Source organism: Rubritalea tangerina, assembly GCF_042683245.1.
Classification (GTDB): domain Bacteria; phylum Verrucomicrobiota; class Verrucomicrobiia; order Verrucomicrobiales; family Akkermansiaceae; genus Rubritalea; species Rubritalea tangerina.
Genome location: NZ_JBHUJB010000011.1, coordinates 74,817 through 90,860, shown reverse-complemented (window position 1 = coordinate 90,860; position 16,044 = coordinate 74,817). Strand labels below are relative to the sequence as shown.

General features: G+C 51.1%; 11 protein-coding genes. 8 read left to right on the top strand and 3 right to left on the bottom strand.

The annotated features are described in order from the left end of the window. Positions 1 to 41: 41 nt before the first annotated feature. Positions 42 to 3,596 (bottom strand): ATP-binding cassette domain-containing protein, encoded by a 3,555-nt coding sequence (locus ACFSW8_RS02345; protein WP_377177329.1) that lies wholly within the window; start codon positions 3,594 to 3,596, stop codon positions 42 to 44. Positions 3,597 to 3,810: 214 nt separating this feature from the next. Between ACFSW8_RS02345 and ftsH the strand changes: the two genes are divergently transcribed. From ftsH to ACFSW8_RS02305, 8 genes are all read left to right on the top strand, one after another. Then, a complete protein-coding gene (ftsH, locus tag ACFSW8_RS02340) occupies positions 3,811 to 6,126 on the top strand; it encodes an ATP-dependent zinc metalloprotease FtsH (RefSeq protein WP_377177327.1) in 2,316 nt (771 codons plus the stop codon). Between the two features lie 146 nt (positions 6,127 to 6,272). Further along, on the top strand, positions 6,273 to 7,622 hold the full coding sequence (locus ACFSW8_RS02335) for an MFS transporter (RefSeq protein WP_377089195.1): 1,350 nt from the start codon (positions 6,273 to 6,275) through the stop codon (positions 7,620 to 7,622). A 60-nt stretch (positions 7,623 to 7,682) separates the two neighbouring features. Next, positions 7,683 to 8,057 (top strand): GntR family transcriptional regulator, encoded by a 375-nt coding sequence (locus tag ACFSW8_RS02330; protein WP_377089196.1) that lies wholly within the window; start codon positions 7,683 to 7,685, stop codon positions 8,055 to 8,057. Between the two features lie 225 nt (positions 8,058 to 8,282). Continuing rightward, entirely contained in the window at positions 8,283 to 9,401 is a 1,119-nt protein-coding gene (locus tag ACFSW8_RS02325; RefSeq protein ID WP_377089197.1) for an AI-2E family transporter, read from the top strand. Between the two features lie 3 nt (positions 9,402 to 9,404). Beyond that, positions 9,405 to 10,955, top strand: coding sequence for an efflux transporter outer membrane subunit (locus ACFSW8_RS02320; RefSeq protein ID WP_377089198.1), 1,551 nt, complete (start codon positions 9,405 to 9,407; stop codon positions 10,953 to 10,955). Positions 10,956 to 10,957: 2 nt separating this feature from the next. Continuing rightward, entirely contained in the window at positions 10,958 to 11,632 is a 675-nt protein-coding gene (locus ACFSW8_RS02315; protein WP_377089199.1) for an ion channel, read from the top strand. Positions 11,633 to 11,635: 3 nt separating this feature from the next. Continuing rightward, complete coding sequence (locus ACFSW8_RS02310; RefSeq protein ID WP_377089200.1) at positions 11,636 to 12,763, top strand: HlyD family secretion protein; 1,128 nt, start codon at positions 11,636 to 11,638, stop codon at positions 12,761 to 12,763. A 14-nt stretch (positions 12,764 to 12,777) separates the two neighbouring features. Then, positions 12,778 to 13,824, top strand: coding sequence for a DUF2955 domain-containing protein (locus ACFSW8_RS02305; protein ID WP_377089201.1), 1,047 nt, complete (start codon positions 12,778 to 12,780; stop codon positions 13,822 to 13,824). A 114-nt stretch (positions 13,825 to 13,938) separates the two neighbouring features. On the opposite strand, the gene ACFSW8_RS02300 is transcribed toward ACFSW8_RS02305, so the two are convergent. Together ACFSW8_RS02300 and ACFSW8_RS02295 are read right to left on the bottom strand one after the other, a co-directional pair. Beyond that, the gene (locus ACFSW8_RS02300) at positions 13,939 to 15,375 is read right to left on the bottom strand and encodes a sulfatase-like hydrolase/transferase (RefSeq protein WP_377089202.1); all 1,437 of its coding nucleotides are present in this window, start codon (positions 15,373 to 15,375) and stop codon (positions 13,939 to 13,941) included. Positions 15,376 to 15,395: 20 nt separating this feature from the next. Next, complete coding sequence (locus ACFSW8_RS02295) at positions 15,396 to 16,043, bottom strand: nitroreductase family protein (protein ID WP_377089203.1); 648 nt, start codon at positions 16,041 to 16,043, stop codon at positions 15,396 to 15,398. Position 16,044: the final 1 nt, after the last annotated feature.

Here is a 16,044-nt window from a genome sequence, read left to right as displayed (position 1 = left end):
CTCATTGAGGATTTATCCAATGGAAATTTTGGGAGTTAGGGTTAGCTGACTTTGCGGTTCCAGCGGGTGACGACAGCGGTAGCGGCGAGCAGGCTGAGGATGGAGACGGCAGCGAGCACTGACTTACACCAGAAGGTGGAGCTGAGTTTTTTGCCGAACCAGAATTTCCATTCAGCGAGGAAGAGTGAGCGATCTTGTTCGGCACGCATATCAACGCGGTTGATTTCAGCCCGGCGCACGAGCAATTCGGTACGCGTGTTTTGGAAAAACGACTGGACGGGTTCAGACTCGTCTTCATCACCGAGGTAGATGTTCAGATTTTCTAGTTCATCCATTGTGCCATTGAGGGCGACATTGGCAATCCGGTGTGAGAGGAGAGCGGCGCCATCTTGGTCGATTGCTTCAGCAGCATAGAGTCGGGTGAGGCCAGCTGTGAGGATTTTGATGCGCGCGGCTTCTTCGTCGGTTAGGAAATTTTCTTCTTTTGTATCATCTTGGGGGATGACTTTCTTTTTGAGTACTTCGATGCGTTCTTGGATGCGGCGTCTTTCTTTTTCGAAGGGGTTTTCTGTCGCTTGGGCGAGGATGATGCCTTCAAAGGAATAGCGCAGGGGCATGAACATAGCGGGTACGGGCTCGGCACCATTTTCACGGGCTTCATCGCCGCCGACGAAGAGTCCACGGTTCATTTCTCCGAATGGGACGAGAGCACCGGCAAGGAGAAGCTGGGGGACGAGCAGGAGGGGGATGGATGAGAGTGCCGCTCTTTCGCTTTTGACAATGGTTGAAATCAGCATGGCCATGGCAGTGCCAGTGATGGCCGTTGTGCTCATCCAGAGCCAGTGGGTGAACCACATTTCTTTAATCTCAAGGAAGTAGTGGCCGATGCTGACGTAGATAGCGCATTGGATGAGGGCTAATAGAGTGAGGGTCGTGCATTTGGCGGCGATGTAGAGGCCCGTTCCATAGCGGGTGTTTCTCTCACGGCGTAGCACTGGCAAGTCGCGCAGGATCTCGGTGGCACTATTTGTTAGGCCGAGGAACATGGCGACAGTGACCGAGAGGAAGAGGTAAGTGACGATGTGAAGGCCTGAGGAAAACTCGTATTTCCCCTCAGCGGAAGCCCGCAGTGTGAGAGCGATGAGAAAGGCGAGCAAGGGGGCCTCGAGGATAGTACAGTAGAAGGTACCTCGGTTTCTGAATTTGGCGAGAATCGAGCGTTTGAGGTGGGTACGGAAGAGTCTCCAATAGTCTTGGGGGCGACGCGGTCGCGGGACTGGCACCGGCATGTTATCGTCGGCGCGGGGCATGTCGCCGAGTTGCGTTTGCACTTGGCTATCGGACTCGGTGACTTTTTGGATGAGGCGATGGCTTTCGAGGCGTTCTTGCCAGAATGAGGGGGGGAAGCGTCTGGCGAAAGATGAGGATTCATTGGCGCCGACAGTGCCGTGGAGGGGTGTTTCGAGGACGTCAAAGACGAAGTCGGCCCCATTGACGTGACTATTTTTGCCATCCCCTCGGTTGAGTGTCTGGATGTTAAACTCGACACTAGCTTCCTCGAAGTAGCGGCCCATGTCATCGGGAGTGCCAAAGTATGCGACTTTTCCTTCTTTATCGAGGAGGAGGACTTTGTCGAAGAGTGAAAGAACTGAGGCTCCGGGGCGGTGGAGGGACGCGATGACAATTTTATCTCGGGCGAGGGCACGCAGAGACTCGGCGACGTGTTCTGAGTCCTTTGAAGAGAGTCCAGAAATGGGTTCATCAAAGAGGAAAATTTCAGCGGCGGAGCCGAGATCGAGCCCGAGGTTGAGGCGTCCGCGCTCACCACCTGAGATAGTTTTATCGCCGGCTGAGCCGACCTTGCGGTCGGCGAGTGGTTCGAGTGCGAGTTCCGCGAGGATACTATCTACGCGCCGGGAATGTTCGGGGCTCGCGAGGTGTGGGCGCCTGACAGTACATGCGTGCATGAGGTGCTCGCGCACGGTGAGGTGTGGGTTAAGCGCCTCCTCCTGGGGCATGAAGGTGATGAAGGGGGCGAGGCGGGCACGGTGTTGGTAGAGGGAGATGCCATTGAAGCGGATGTGGCCACGGTCTGGCTTGAGTTGGCCGGCGAGGGTTGCCAGCAGGGTGGACTTACCACAGCCAGATGGCCCCATAATGCAGAGCATTTCTCCTCGCATAATTTTGAAGTCGATGCTGTCGAGGGCGGTGGCATGGCGGGTGAAGCGATGAGTGACACCATCGACATGGAGTTCTTGAATGACGGTACGCTCTTCATCAATCAAGCCCTCAGAAAAGCGGCAGCGTACGGCTTGGCTGGCACTGAGGCGGATGACAGCTCCATCCATGAGTGTGGCACCGGACTTCACTGCTTGATTATTCATCAGCAAGGTACGTTCGGACTCGATGATCTCGAGTTCGCCCACGGAAGTGGCAGGATCGTAGGATATCTTGAGCGTGATTTTGCCTGCGAGATTGGGGGAGATGAGGAGGTCCCCTTTACCGATGACGGAGGGGTCATTGGAGACAAGGCAGGTTTGTTTTTCTCTACTGAGGCGGAAGCGGCCACCAGCTTCGAGTGCTTGGTTGCGGATGCTTTCGAGGTCGACCTCTGAGCCGTTGCTGAGGGTGAGAGCGTCGTGGAAGTGGCGCTTGGTGGTTTTGTCTACCTCTAGGGTTGCGCCATTGGAGGTGATTTGCGTCGGGCGGATAGCCGTGATTTCAGCATGTGTCCCAAAGTCGATGCGGACGGTGGAGAGGCGTGTTCTACTACGTTCTGCCATGAGGCCATTGACCGACTCGTGGACGAAGAGAGCGCGCGGTTGGTGGGTGCGCTTGTAGTTTAAGAAGAAGTTGAGGTCGTTGTAGGAAATTGTCCAGCTGGGTAGCATGATGCGTTGGTGGGAGCGCATACGGATGATGCCACCGGGGACGACACTCGAGCCACTGAGCCAGAGGGCTTGGCCCCCGGTGTTTCTGATGATGATGACTTCGCCTGATTGGTAGACCCGGAAGGCATAATTCTCAGTGGATTCAGGAAGGCAGACGTCGGCATTATCGGTGGATGAGAAGATGAGGCGGGTGAAGGGGAGTTTTTTTGTCCCTGAGTATCCTTCTTCGAGTTCTTTTAGGATGAGTTCACCGAGCCCATTGCCGTCGAGTCGTTGGAAGAAGTCGAGGAAGGCAGCGCGGCCACGTTTTCTGCGGGAGGAAGCATCGATGAGCAAATAGAGCTGGAGTCCGAGGGAGACGATGCCTTCATATTCGAGTTGGACGGCGAGCTTGTTGGCGAGCGTGGTGGTGCTTTGTGGGGTGCGAAGGGCTTTTTGGAGGCGACGGGCAAGCCAATGGTGGTCGGCTTCAGGGAAGGCGTGGCGCAGGAGGTCGAGGGCGACTTCGGCTTCGGTGGTGTCGACGCGTTCATCGAGGGAGACGAAGGCGGCAAAGACTTCCACGAGTGAGGCAACGAGGGGGATACCCTGTGGGGCCTTGTGTGTCCAAGCCTTAAACAGAGAGGAGGACTTGAAAAGTCGGGCTTTTCCTTTATTATCTCTTGCTTGCGAGGACAGTTTCACTGGAAACCATGGTGCACGCATATCTAACCGATGGCAAGCCGACAGAAAAAAGGATTTATTTTTCTGAAAGCCGTACTACCTTTCGCGCAAGCATTTAGAGGGGCTCTGAAGCAAGAGGGGCCCCAGACCAGATAGACTTACTATGTCAGACCAACGACCACCTGAGAAAACACCCCAGTCCAGAGGACCACAAAACGGTCAGCCTCAACAGGCTAAGGGACCGAACTGGAGAGTGATGATCCTTTTTGCACTCGCCATTGGCGTATTGATTTTAGCGTACCAGAGCACTACCGAGAAGAATGGTAAGAAGATTGATTTTGCGCAGTTCCGCACCGCCTTGGAGAGTGAGAAAGTGCTGATTGACCCATACGAGCTCGACAGTGTGAAAGCGGTGACGGATCCCGCGGAGAAAAACAAAGTACTTAAGGATCTCAAACTGAGCCCCGAGAGCCGTCTGAAATTTGTCACGAAGGAGACGACGACTTCAGGTCAGGTGAAAGGGTTTATAGATACTGCTGAGTACCGCAACAAAGACGCGAGTCCGCAGATGGAGAGCTTCCGCGTGGCGATTGACACGAGTTTGGACCAGCGCGAGGTCGACCGCCTGAGACGTGAGCAGAATGTGCCATTGATCGTGGTTGAAGACATATCGACGGCTGCAGATTCTCAAAACATCACACTCAAGGAACTCCGCAAGTGGATTGCTTTGGGCGAGGTTGAATTAGCGGGTGAACGGTCACTAAAGCTCTACAAGACAGCTAATAGCAATGATGCGGTATTGGAGGGTGTGAGAAAGGTATGGCCATTGAAAGCTGACGTGACACCTACTTTTGTCCCATTTTCCGTGGAAGTGAATTTGTTCGCCATCTCTGAGGCGGAGCGCAATTTACTTGAGTCGGCCCGCACGACTCCTGAGAGCAACACGATGGGCTTTGTGCTGGTGCAAATTTTACCGATCTTATTGATCGTGGGATTATTGTTCTTCTTGTTCCGATTCCAGATGAAGAATGCTGGCAAGGGCGCGATGAACTTTGGCAAGTCGAAGGCAAAGTTGCTTTCTATGGACAAGGGCAGAGTGACTTTCAAAGATGTGGCAGGTATTCACGAGGCCAAGGAAGAGCTGTACGAGATTGTTGACTTCCTTAAGGCTCCTAAGAAATTTGAGAAGTTGGGTGCTAATATTCCTAAGGGTGTATTGATGGTGGGCCCTCCGGGAACTGGTAAGACGCTTTTGGCTCGTGCGATCGCGGGAGAAGCGGATGTGCCATTTTTCTCTATTTCTGGGTCTGACTTTGTTGAGATGTTTGTGGGTGTGGGGGCGAGCCGCGTGCGCGACATGTTTGAGCAAGGGAAGAAGAACTCACCTTGTATTGTTTTCATCGATGAGATTGATGCAGTAGGCCGTCACCGTGGTCACGGCATGGGCGGTGGTCACGACGAGCGCGAGCAAACCCTCAATGCTTTATTGGTTGAGATGGATGGTTTCGACGCACGTTCAGGTGTGATCATTGTGGCTGCCACGAACCGCCCTGATGTACTCGATCCGGCCTTATTGCGTCCTGGACGTTTTGACCGTCAGGTGCGTGTGTCACTCCCAGACGTGGTTGGGCGTGAGCAAATTCTCAAGGTGCATGCCAAGAAGATTAAGATCTCTGGTGATGTGGATCTCAGCGTGGTTGCACGAGGTACACCTGGTTTCTCCGGAGCTGAGCTAGCTAACTTGATCAACGAAGCTGCACTACTGGCTGCTCGTTTAGGCAAGGTGGAAGTGACGATTGCAGAGATGGAAGAAGCGCGCGACAAGGTTCGATGGGGGCGTGAGCGTCGTTCTTTGGCACTCTCAGACAAGGAGAAAGAGAATACGGCCTACCACGAAGCTGGCCACGCTATTTTGAACATCCTCTGTGAGCACACGGATGCCTTACACAAGGTGACTATTATTCCACGTGGTCCGTCCTTAGGTATGGCGATGTTCTTGCCGAAGGAGGATAAGTTTAGTTACCGCAGAGCGGAATTGATCGACCAACTTTGTGTGGCGATGGGTGGACGCGTGGCTGAGGAACTCGTCTTCGGGAACCCGACGAATGGGGCAATGGGAGACATTCGCCAAGCGACAAACATTGCACGTAAGATGGTCTGCGAGTGGGGGATGAGTGAGGAACTCGGCATGGTCGAGTACGGCAGTGATAGCAACACCGAGATGTTTGTACCCAATGAGGGCAAGAGCTATTCTGAAGAGACCGCTCGAAAGATTGATTTTGAGATCAAGACCTTCATTGATGATGCCTACCAGCGTGCTGTTGATATGTTGACTGAGCATCGCGAGTCACTGGACCTCATTGCAAAAGCTTTGCTTGAATTTGAGACCTTGGACGGCGAACAGATCACTGACCTCTTGTTGAAGGGGGAAATGACGAATCCACCGAGTGCGCCGACACCACCCGAACCGCCATTGGCTCCCTCAATTGATGAGCCTAAGAAAAAGGAAGTCGAAGACTCAAAAGAGGACGACGACCCGCTTGCTGGCGAAGTGGTAGGAGCCCCAGCTTAACTGAGATAGTAGCCGCAAATTTTAACGAGTGACTTGGGAGACTGAGTCACTCGTTTTTTGTGCAGATATGGGAGTGATCTGTATCAAAAACTGTCATTCGAGCATTCTAGCAGTGCGTGGCTCATGGGGATGTGTAGGCTCCGCTGATGGGGAATTTACTCGAGCACAAGAAGGGGAGGTTAGCGGCATTTTTTGCGTTATATGTGAGCGAGGGATTGCCCCAAGGCTTCACAGGTGTGGCTCTTGCGTTAGAATTTAAGAGGATGGGGATGGAGGCTGCGGCTTTGGGTACCTTTGCAGCAACGATCATGTTACCTTGGTCCTGGAAGTTTTTGATGGGACCCTTTGTCGATAACTTACACTTTCGTCGCTTTGGTGCACGCAAGCAATGGATTGTCGGGAGCCAGATAGGAATGTTGCTGAGTTTGTTGCTTGCGATGGCTTACTTCCCAAAAATGGAGGGTGGGACGATAGTGGGGCTTGGTCTCTTTACTGTCTTATTGATCGTTCACAATGTTTTTGCAGCGACGCAGGATGTGGCGATTGATGGGCTAGCTTGTACGACTTTGGAGGAACATGAGCGTGGTTTGGCGAATGGCTTGATGTTTGCAGGGGCTCAACTGGGGGCCGCGATTGGTGGGTCAGGAGTTTTATTTTTGAAGGAATCCTTAGGTTTCAGCATGGCGAGCATGATGGTGCCCGTTCTTTTGTTAGGGGTATTATTGATGGTGGTTTTCTGGATTTGTGAAAAGAAGTTGAATGCTGAGGAGGGGGAAATGGCGGAACTTAGGGGGTGGAAATATACGGTGGCTGAAGTTGGTGGGTACCTCAAAGAGGTCGGGAAGACGTTCTTTTTGAGCAAGCAAGGGTTCTTAGGGCTTTGCTTAGCTTTATTACCTGTTGGGGGGATGGCATTGAGCTTAGTGGTATCGACAATACTGACTCCGACACTGGGGATGAAAGACGATGAAATTGCTCTGATGGGCTTGGTTGCCTCCATTGTATTTATTGTGTTTTGTATGACGGGGGGCTACTTGTCAGACAAAATTGGGCGTAAGAAGGCGTTGGCAATTTTTGGTCTGGGGACATTATTGCCGACATTGTGGATGGGGTGGCGATTACAGAGCGAGGGGTGGATTTATCCTACTGCGGGCAATGGGGATGGAACGTGGCCTAGGCACGATGGTTTGATTCGAGCTTGGTGGATGGCGAGTATTGTCTATTCCTGTTTTCAAGGGCTGATGTACGGTGTACGTACCGCCTTTTTTATGGATATTGTGAATCCAAAGATTAGTGCGACTCATTTTACCGCCTGCATGGCCTTGATCAATGTGGTCACGATGTATTGTTATTGGTGGCAAGGGCAGGCAATGACAGCAACAGGCAAAGGTGGCTGGGGGTTCACTTACTTTCAAGTGTTTCTGCTAGATGCTGCGCTGGGGGCATTCTTTGTCTTTCTGTTGCCATTTCTCAAGATTCGTCAGTCCTCAGAATGATGTTTTCAAACTGGGAACAGGGGGAGAAGTTCTCTATGAGACATATACTAACCAAGTCCTATGCTTGCAATTCCGCCTATTGAAAACCGTGTGCTACAAACTGCGAATGCTTTAAAGCAGAGCATTCTATCAGGGCAATTTAGCGGGAGTTTACCAGGAGAACGTTCTTTGGCATCGATGCTTTCGGTAAGTCGGAAAACAATGCGTAAGGCGATTGATTTACTGGAGCAGGAGGGGTGGACAAATGAGTCTGTCGCTATCAAACAAACTGGGGATGAGAAAGTACGTCTATTACTCAACTCCGGAGCAACGAATACTGGTGGCGCGAGCTTTGATGATATCATCGTCAATGACTTTGTGGCAGTTCCTGAGCCGAGCACCACGGCCTTGTTGGGGCTTGGTGGTTTGGCTCTGATTCTACGTCGCCGCAAGTAAAGTTCTATTTTCACCCGCATGAAGGTGGGTAGAAAAGTCTGTCACGGCTGGTCACACTGTGGAGTGTGGCCAGTTTTTTGTATTTTGAGAGGTCGTGAGGGGTGGTCTGTGTCGAAGCTGGAAGGAGAATACTCTTGAAAGATAGTTAGGAGGTGTTTATAGCATGGTTCTAATAGTTGTTAGCCTCTTGTTCTAACAATATCACCACATGCACCCTAACTATTTATGAACGCGTCTGACTCTGATAAGAACTTTATCAAGAATTCGATTGATGTAGCGGCCAAGATATTTCTGATCGGTTTGCTTTTAGTCTTATCTTACAACATCATTAAGCCATTTGTACTGCCTGTGGTTTGGGCGATCATCATAGCGGTGGCCTTTGGTCCTTTTATTGACAAGGTCACTAAGTGGCTTGGGGGGAGACGGAAGATGGCATGCGTAGGGTTTAGTTTAGTAGCAGTGGCGGTGTTAGTGGTTCCGGTTTGGTTATTGGCGAGTTCGTCACTGGAGGTGGTGCAGTATGTTGCGGAGGACTTAAAGGACAACAAGGTTGACTTTATTCAGGAGGCGCCAGAGAAGGTGGAGGAAATACCTGTGGTGGGTAAGAAGGTAAGTGAGATTTGGAATATGGCGGCGACTGATTTGAAGGGGGCTATTGTGGCGACCGCTCCGCTAGCTCAGGATGCGGCGACAAAGTTGGTAGCGAGCATTGGTAGTGGTTTAGGTGGGATTGTTCAGTTTGTGATATCTTTCATCATTGCTGGGGTTTTGATGATTAATCCGGCGAAGGGCTTTGCCATCACCAGTAAGGTTGCGCGTAGTTTCGATGCGAACCGAGGTGAGGAATTCACGAAGCTCACTGTTGCAACGATCAGAGGTGTGATGACTGGCGTGATAGGTGTGGCAGTGATTCAAGCTGTGTTAGGGACGATAGGAATGGTGGTAATGGGGATACCAGCGGCGGGAGTCTGGGGTGTGTTAATTTTGATTTGTGCGATTGTTCAATTACCGCCAATTATCATTTTGGGACCGATTGCTGCATATGGGTTTGCGGCTTATGACACGACGCCAGCGATCATTTTCTTGATTTGGGCATTTTTAGTCTCTGCAAGTGATGGGGTATTGAAGCCAGTGTTGATGGCGCGTGGAGTTGACACACCAATGTTGGTGATTTTGTTGGGAGCGATTGGGGGGATGATGATGTCAGGTATTGTTGGGCTCTTTGTTGGAGCGGTGGTACTTTCTATCACCTATGCAATCTTCATGGCATGGGTCAACGAGAAGGCTGGTGATACTCCTGAGCAAGCGTCAGGAGATGAGGAACTCCAAGAGGAAGCATCATAAAGGATGAGAAAGTCATTAGTACAAGGAATCTGGTTGAGCAGCGGTGTGGCAGCCACTTTGCCATTAGGTATGGTGAGTTGCATGGTGGGGCCGGAGTATGTGGAACCGGTTGCTCCAATCCAACAGAGCTGGGACCTGAAGGATCCGAGTCTAGTACGTGGTTCCAAGTCTAAGGTGGATCTTGAGTGGTGGAAGCAATTCAATGATGTGCAGCTCAATCAATTAGTTGAGAGCGCGTATTCTGAGAATTTGACCTTACGCACTGCGGCGCTACGGATACTAGAGTCGCGTGCCATATTAGGCATTGCGCACGGCAACCTCTATCCTCAGGGGCAGGCCTTGAGTGGTGATGTGTTGGCTCTTCGCGCGCCGGGAGGAGCTGGTCAGGATCTCGTATCTACTTCCTTTGGGTTTGATGCAGCATGGGAGTTAGATTTTTGGGGGAAGTTTCGGAAGTCGATCGATTCCGCTGACGCATCTTTGTTGGCTGATGTGGCAGACTTTGATGACATTTTGACATCATTAACGGCGGAGGTTGCGACGACTTATGTTAATGTGAGGACGATTGAGGAACGCATTGAGCTTGCTCGAAAGAATGCTGAGTTACAGGAAGAGTCGTTAAAGATTGTAGAATTGCAGTTTGAGGCGGGTACGGTCACTGAGCTGGATGTTTTACAGGCTAAGACCTTGTTGACGAATACGCAGTCACAGATACCGAGGTTTCAAGCGACCCTCTACAAGCTGCACAATGCTCTGAGTGTATTGTTAGCGAAGGATGCGGATTCGATCCGTCAGATGTTGAGGGGCGGGAAGGGGATTCCTCAGGCGCCAATTAAGGTGGCAGTGGGAGTGCCTGCTGAGCTGTTGAGAAGGCGGCCAGATATTCGGAGAGCTGAGATGCTAGCAGTGGCGCAGAGTGCTCAGATTGGCATCGCTAAGGCTGACCTTTACCCAAGCTTTACGCTTGTAGGTTTTCTAGGGACGAGTGCTACTGACTTAGCTGGCGCTTCGCTAGGAGATGCATTTGATAGCGACAATGTTGGGTATACCTTTGGTCCTACTTTCAGGTGGAATATTCTCAATTACGGAAGGATTAAGAACAGTGTGAGGGTGCAGGATGCGCGATTTGAGCAGACGATTACTGCGTATCAAAATACGGTTCTCAATGCGGCGAGAGAGGTTGAGGATGGGATGACTGGATTTGTTCATACCAAGAAGGAAGCTGAGTTTTTGAGATTGGGTGTCGAGAGTTCTAAGCGCTCTACAGAGATTTCTATGATTCAATATAAGGATGGTCTCACTGACTATCAGAGGGTGTTGGACTCGATTCGGTCGCTGACTCAGCGCCAAGACCAGTACGCATCAGTGAAGGGGACGATAGCTACGGATTTCATAGCGATGTACAAGGCGCTTGGTGGTGGTTGGGAGATGCGCGACCGCGAGGATGCGCTTCCACCTGAGATTAGAGAGAAGATGAAGCAGCGGACTGACTGGGGGAGGTTTCTCGACCTTCCTGAGCCGATTCAAGTGAGTGAAGCGACAAGTAAGGGGTAATTATGAGTAAGAGACTATCGAGTGGTTTTTCTAGGTTGTTAGTAATATTGTTAATCTACATCATAGTAAGCCCCTTCATTCCGGCGAACTCGATAGCGAGCACAGTGATGCACGTCTGGCTCTCAGTGGTTTTATTTTTTGCAGCGCGCACAGCGGGAGATGGGACGAGGAAGCCATTTGCTTTAGTTGTGTTAGGGCCTGCGTTGATTCTATACTGGTTAGGAATCTACGATGTGATTCAATACAGTCGTGAGAGCGCACTCATATTATTTGTAGGGTTTTATGCGTTGATTCTCTATTCGTTTGTGAAGCAACTTTGGAATGCGAAGAAGGTAACGGGCCAGGTGATAGCAGGGAGTTTGTGTACCTATCTTATCATTGGGCTTTTGTGGGGGGCTGCGTATAACTTGATCTATGCTCTTGATGGTGGGGCATACAGTGGGGCGCTGCTAGAGAAGGATGGGTTGCCCCAGATTCATATCTTCAACTATTTCAGTTTAGTGACACTAACCTCGTTAGGTTATGGTGACATTACGCCCCAAAGTCTAGGAGCAGCTTCACTATGTCAAATGGAAGCAATTATTGGCCAATTTTACACTGCGGTGTTAGTGGCTTGGTTAGTAGGGATGTATGGTAAGCCCCTACGCCAGAAAGTAGAAGCAGAGAACCAGAAGTAAGCTATGTCGAACGATAAAACGGATTTGCCCGCACCAGAAGAGGCTAAGGAGCAAAAAGAGGAAAAGAAGAAGCGTGATCCAATCAAGTTTTGGACGCGCGTGACTTTGATAGCTGTTGTGGTGCTTTTCTTTGCACACATTCTTAGTGACAAGTATGTGCCTTACACTGCGAATGCTCGAGTGGAGGCATATGTGGTGCCAGTGGCAGCTGAAGTATCAGGACGTGTTTCACGGGTCTACGTAACTAACAACGAGCTGGTGAAGGAGGGGGATAAGTTAATCGAGATTGATTCGGAGAAGTATGAGCTAGCGGTGAAGCAGGCTGAGGTCGACCTCCAGCAGGCGAGCCAGGTTTCGGATGCTGACACGGCGAGCGTTTCGACAGCGCAAGCAAAGGTGGCGGAAGCAGAAGCGAACTTGGAGAATGCTCGGGTCAAGGGTGAGAGGATCATCAAGCTTTCTCAGCAGGGAGCGGCCTCTATGTCGCGGGCTGATGATGCGCGTTCACGGATTACGGCAAGCGAAGCGAAACTTGCGAGTGCCAAATCTGAGTTAGAGAAGGCAAAGAGTAACTTAGGGAAGACAGGGCAGGACAACGTGAAGATTCAGGCTGCTTTGACGAACCTTGAGCGGGCACGTTTAGATTTGGCTAGGGCAACGATTGTGGCACCATCTGATGGAATCATCACGAACCTTTCGATCGATGTGGGACACTATGCTAACCCGGGAGCCCCTGTGATGACGTTCATTTCTATCAAGGATGTGTGGATTCAGGCGGACATGCGTGAGAATAGTTTGGGGAATATTGAGACTGGAGACCGTGTTGAAATTGTTTTAGATGCGGCACCTGGGCAAGTTTTTGGCGGGACTATTCGGAGTGTTGGTTGGGGAGTCTCTGACAATACGAACAACCAAATCGGCGGCCTAACGACTGTGAAGACGACACAGGGTTGGTTGCGAGAAGCTCAGCATTTCCCAGTGATCATTGATTTTGATGAGGGAGCAGGCAAGGGGTACAAGCGTGCTGGTGGGCAGGCTAACGTGATTGTCTACACGGGAGATAATTTTTTATTCAACGGAGTTGGGAAGCTCTGGATTCGGGTGATTAGCTTCTTTTCACATGTTTACTAGTCGGGGGTAGTTCGATGACTCTTCCTGTTGTTAGGGCGCTACGATTGAGTATAGGGGTGACGTGTGCCATCGCCCTGAGCTATGGTGTTAATTGGCCCCTCTCCTATTTGGCGCCTTTATTTGTGGCGATGTTTCTATCGATGCCGCTTCCGTGGATTGGTTGGAAGAACGCCTTTGCGATTGTGCGCAGGTTATTCATTGGTCTGCTGTTAGGATTAGTGGTGGCTGAGTATTTCATACGGATGCCACTGGTTTGTGTGCCGCTCTACGCATTGATCTTTTTTTATATTTTTTACAATGATGCGAAGGCGCCGCCATTGGCGACGATTTTCATGACGATGGGTGTGACGATGGTTCCGATATTGGGATTACAGGCAATTATGGCGTCGCATTTGGTGGTAGGGTATTTGTTAATCAACATGTTGACTGGTTTATTTTTCATGTGGTTGTTCCACATGTTGATGCCGAACTCGATGGCTAAGGTTGACCCGAATGCGCCGAAGCCTCAACGGCCACCGGCTAAACCGATTCCGAGTAGGGAGGAGCGGGCTCGTTTGGCGCTGGTTTCCACGATTGTGGCGACGAGTGCTGTGTTGCTTTTTTACAGTTTAAATCTCGTCCAATATTCTTTGGCGATGATTTACATCTGCATGATGGCTGGGGCACCGACGACAAATGCGAGTGTCAAGGTGATGACTGCGAATACGAAGGCGTGTTTGATTGGGGGGATTGCTATAGTGATTGCATACAACTTGCTTGTGGCTGTGCCAAAGTATTGGTTCTTGATAGTATTATGTTTTGCGATTGGCTTGATATTTAGTCGTCAGATCATGGCTGGAAAGCCGTCGTCGGCAGCCTGGTCGTCTGGGTTTACGACTTTCCTCGTTTTGTTAGGGAGCTCGACCTCAGGCGATTCGAGTGCGAGTTCAAATTTTTATCTTCGGATTGCGCAGGTATTGTTTGCGGGACTCTTTTGTATATTGGCGATTGTGGTGATCGAGCACATGATTCAGAAGCGGAAGTCAGGCAAGCGATGGTGGCAATTGAGTCGGCTGAGCTGAGTTTACGAGCGAAAAAATCGCGACGCGCTGATGCGTGCCGCGATATTGGAAATGGCTGATTGGAGGTGGCTCTTAGGTGCCTTTATCTCTCTCTTTTTTAAATGATGAAGTGACTTATTGGTAGTCTTTGCCTTCCCAGGAATCGAAGACAGAGTTTTGCCAGCTTTCGAGTTCTTTGAGGAGCAACTGGGTTTGTTTTGGATCTTTCTGTGAGAGGTCGTTTTGCTCCATAGGGTCCTTGGACAGGTTATAGAGTTCCACTTTTTCTTTTCCACCTCGGACGATGCGGTGCAATTTCCATGGCCATTTGGTCCAAGCGGCGTGGCCGTTGAAATTGGAGCGGTCACGCTTAGGGAATTGTTCGATATTCTTTTTGAGGCGCTCTGGGAATGGCGTTGGTTTGCCGGCCTGTTTGGCTTCCATGAGGGCCTTGATGATGCGGTCACTCCAGGTTGGTTGTCCGCCTGTGTAGCCGTGCCAGAATCCCATAGCTGGGCGTTCTTTTTGGCTGCCAGCGATGATGGGGGCGAGATCAACCCCATCGAGTGGTGGTTGATTCGTGACTGTCGCATTGGCAATTTTAAGGATGGTGGGGTAGATATCTGAGGTGTTGGATGGTGTGGATATGGTTTGAGGCTTGAGGGTGCCAGGCCATTCGATCAACGAGGGGACGCGGAGGCCACCTTCATAGATGCTCCCTTTTTTAGCGCGTCCACCAGAAGATTCTTTGACGAGGCCGCCATTGTCTGAGCAATACCAGACGATGGTGTTGTCAGCGATGTTCATATCTCGTAGTGCTTTTCTGAGGCGACCTACTTGTTGGTCGAGCAAGGTGATTTCAAGGAAGTAGCCACGAAAGTGTTGTTTGATGCCGTGCATACTTTCGATGTCATTGTAGAGAGTGTCGGCTCCCGGGAAATCGACAGGCACTTCCTCATGTGGGTCGTGCGGGGCTGGGAACCAAGTCACCGCGAACATAGGTTTGTCACCAGCTTTGTGTTTTTCTAAGAAGTCTATGGTGGCATCCATGGTGAGGACTGAGCCTTGCCCCTTGAGTTGGATGTAGCCACCCTTTTTTGCAAAGTAGGGGTCTTGGTCGAAGAAGTTGAGACCTGTGAGCCATTCATCGAAGCCGACTTGTCCGGGTGAGGTCGGGCTCTCTGGTTGGACGGAGCCGATGTGCCACTTACCGAAGTGTCCAGTGACATAGCCGGAAGCTTGGAGTGCCTCGGCGATAGTAGTTTCATTCGGGCGCATATAGTGGCCGTGGTTTGGGACGTTTGTGCGCATGGGGTGGCGTCCGGTCATGACGCTGGCGCGAGTTGGTGAGCAGACTGGGGCGGCGGCGTAGAATTGGTCTAAGACGACACTTTGCTTTGCCATGGCATCCAATTCAGGAGTTTTGACAAAGGGGTGGTCTGTGTAGCCGCAATCACCGTAGCCTTGGTCGTCGGCCATCACCAAGATGATATTAGGGCGTTGGTCCTCGGCTTGAGCCGTTAGGGCTGTCGCGGCAGCAATGCTGCACATGGTAGCTGTGATTAGTTTCATATATTTTGTTATCAACTATGTCAGTGAAATGAGGAGACTTGATCGAGTGATTTTTTAGAAATATCGGGGACTTCGCAGCCTTGCTCTGGGTAGCCGCAGACCAGGAGAAGAAAGGGTTTCTCGTGTTTGGGGCGTTCGAAGATTTCGTTGAGGAAGTTCATTGGGCTAGGCGTGTGCGTGAGGGTGGCAATGCCTGCGTTATGGAGTGCTGCGATGAGAAAGCCGGTGGCTATGCCGACGGATTCCTTTGGGTAATAGGTTTTGGTTTCCTTGCCTTCGTGGTCGGTGTCGCGTGATTTTTGGAAGATTGCGATGAGGGCGGGAGCTTTTTCGAGGAATGGTTTGTGGGCATCGGTGCCGAGGTGGGCGAGTGTGTCGAGCCATTCTTGAGGGGCTCGGCCGCCGTAGAATTCCCGCTCTTCGGCTTCGGCTGCCTCGCGAATTTGTTTTTTGATAGCGTGTGACTGGGCGACGGCGAAATGCCAGGGCTGGAGGTTTGCGCCATTGGGGGCGGTGCCAGCAGCGAGGATGCAATTTTCGATGACGCCCTCGGGGATGGGAGTTTCAGCAAAGTCGCGTACGGTGCGGCGTTTAGCGAGGTGTTGGTAGAAATCTCGCGCGAACTGCTGGCTTTCGATTTCAGTATGGTAATGGAAATTAAGGAGCATG

Excerpts from the sequence above, each read along its gene's own strand:
- ACFSW8_RS02345 (WP_377177329.1), bottom strand. The coding sequence starts at position 3,596 with ATGCGTGCACCATGGTTTCCAGTGAAACTGTCCTCGCAAGCAAGAGAT.
- ftsH (WP_377177327.1), top strand. The coding sequence starts at position 3,811 with ATGATCCTTTTTGCACTCGCCATTGGCGTATTGATTTTAGCGTACCAG.
- ACFSW8_RS02335 (WP_377089195.1), top strand. The coding sequence starts at position 6,273 with ATGGGGAATTTACTCGAGCACAAGAAGGGGAGGTTAGCGGCATTTTTT.
- ACFSW8_RS02330 (WP_377089196.1), top strand. The coding sequence starts at position 7,683 with ATGCTTGCAATTCCGCCTATTGAAAACCGTGTGCTACAAACTGCGAAT.
- ACFSW8_RS02325 (WP_377089197.1), top strand. The coding sequence starts at position 8,283 with ATGAACGCGTCTGACTCTGATAAGAACTTTATCAAGAATTCGATTGAT.
- ACFSW8_RS02320 (WP_377089198.1), top strand. The coding sequence starts at position 9,405 with ATGAGAAAGTCATTAGTACAAGGAATCTGGTTGAGCAGCGGTGTGGCA.
- ACFSW8_RS02315 (WP_377089199.1), top strand. The coding sequence starts at position 10,958 with ATGAGTAAGAGACTATCGAGTGGTTTTTCTAGGTTGTTAGTAATATTG.
- ACFSW8_RS02310 (WP_377089200.1), top strand. The coding sequence starts at position 11,636 with ATGTCGAACGATAAAACGGATTTGCCCGCACCAGAAGAGGCTAAGGAG.
- ACFSW8_RS02305 (WP_377089201.1), top strand. The coding sequence starts at position 12,778 with ATGACTCTTCCTGTTGTTAGGGCGCTACGATTGAGTATAGGGGTGACG.
- ACFSW8_RS02300 (WP_377089202.1), bottom strand. The coding sequence starts at position 15,375 with ATGAAACTAATCACAGCTACCATGTGCAGCATTGCTGCCGCGACAGCC.
- ACFSW8_RS02295 (WP_377089203.1), bottom strand. The coding sequence starts at position 16,043 with ATGCTCCTTAATTTCCATTACCATACTGAAATCGAAAGCCAGCAGTTC.